Source organism: Microvirga aerophila (assembly GCF_003332305.1).
GTDB lineage: Bacteria > Pseudomonadota > Alphaproteobacteria > Rhizobiales > Beijerinckiaceae > Microvirga > Microvirga aerophila.
In genome coordinates this window covers 1-1,847 of record NZ_QOIO01000036.1, presented here as the reverse complement: position 1 = coordinate 1,847, position 1,847 = coordinate 1, and the positions used below count along the sequence as shown (strand labels likewise).

1 protein-coding gene is annotated in these 1,847 nt (G+C 55.6%); it reads left to right on the top strand.

Features of this window, described 5'->3' with window-relative positions; translation table 11 throughout:
- Positions 1-1,004: 1,004 nt before the first annotated feature.
- Positions 1,005-1,847: HAMP domain-containing protein (locus DRB19_RS18845; protein WP_162815752.1), on the top strand; the 843-nt coding region annotated here is incomplete at its 3' end.

Below are 1,847 nucleotides of genomic sequence, written 5' to 3'. Positions count from 1 at the left end.
CGAAGTCAGAACGGAGTGGGATCGGCATGGCGAACCTCCATGGCTCGCCAAGTTGAATCACACCCACCCCGACGCAGAAAATCACGAACGAGTCAGCCCTTCAGGGACTTAGTATTAGGGTGCCGGTACAGAGTGAGACCATCCTCTACGAGGAGGCGACCTGTCCGCTCAAACTCCCGCTGCATGAGCTTGAGCGTCTTCAGGTTAGGGCTGGTAGTATAATTCATAAATTTCACGATAAATTCGGTGTGCCAAAGGTGTGCCAAGGATCTTTCAAAGAATCAGCCGTAGGCTTTGGGCCTCCAGAAGAGTTGAAAAATCCTAAGTCGTTTGTTGTGAAGGCTTTATACCAGCCAACCAATCGATCTGACTATATTTAATTATTCTCAAGAGGCACAGTAATAATCTGTCTATTACTCTCCGAAGGCAAAGGCCACGCGTTCGAATCGTGTCGGGTGCGCCATTATTCTCCAAGGCCTCCAGCATCGAGCTTGGCTCAACGCAATTACCTCGGGTAGCCAATCGGGGCAATTTCGGGCCCGCTGTGGACTCTCCTCCGACTTCGAAGAAACTATATTGCAGTTCGCGGCCGCGAGCCTTCAACTCATGCCGATATAACGTATAATTACTTAAGTGATTATTCGTTTATTCTGCTGAATGATTCATGAAGAACGTTCAGGGCATTAAGTATACTGCTAAGAAAACCGCCTTGTTGGTGATTTACTATGTAACAATCCTTTGAGGCGATCGAAGCTTTTCGGGTGCATGCCCGCGTGCCGGGATGCACCCGATTACCATGAGCCGACTGGAGTTGCGTATTGATAGCCTATGACCAGAGGGATCTTGGTGGGTCGGTCCTGGACTCCAAGCGTGGCGTTATTAGTTACACCTTGAGGGGACCCTGGACACTCTTTCCACTATCCATGGCTCTCTAAGGCCTGTAAAGAAAATCGCAAACAAATTCCGGTTTATATTCCTAGACTTAGTATCGTACGAGGGGCACCATGCCACAGACCGAAACCGCTCCTTCCCAGCTCGACCACAAGATGCTCCTTAAGGCTCTGAGGGCCTTCAGGAAAGGCGATTTCTCCGTGCGGCTGCCGCTCGACCTGACAGGGATCGACGGCGAGATCGCCGAGGCGTTCAACGATGTCGTCGAGTTGAACCAGGGTCTCTCCCGGGAACTGGACCGCATGTCCAAGGTGGTCGGTAAAGAGGGTCAGATCAGCGAGCGGGGCAAGCTGCCGGCTGCGCGCGGGTGCTGGAGCGAGTGCATCGACTCGGTGAACTCGATGATCGGCGATCTGGTCCAGCCGACGACCGAGGTGGCCCGAGTGATCGGGGCTGTCGCCAAGGGCGACCTCAGTCAGGCGATGCAGCTCGAGATTCAAGGCCGGCCCCTGCGCGGCGAGTTCCTGCGGATCGGCAAGGTGGTCAACACCATGGTGGACCAGCTCAATTCATTCGCCTCCGAGGTGACTCGCGTGGCGCGTGAGGTCGGAACCGAGGGTAAGCTCGGCGGGCAGGCCCAGGTGAAGGGTGTTGCCGGCACCTGGAAGGACCTCACCGACAATGTGAACATGATGGCCGCCAACCTGACCGGCCAGGTGCGTAACATCGCCGAGGTCACGACTGCGGTCGCGACGGGCGACCTCTCCAAGAAGATCACCGTCGACGTGAAGGGCGAGATGTTGGAGCTGAAGAACACCATCAACACCATGGTGGACCAGCTCAACTCCTTCGCGTCCGAAGTGACCCGCGTGGCACGCGAAGTGGGCTCGGAAGGAAAGCTTGGTGGTCAAGCGCAGGTGCAGGGCGTCGCTGGCACCTGGAAGGACCTCACCGAC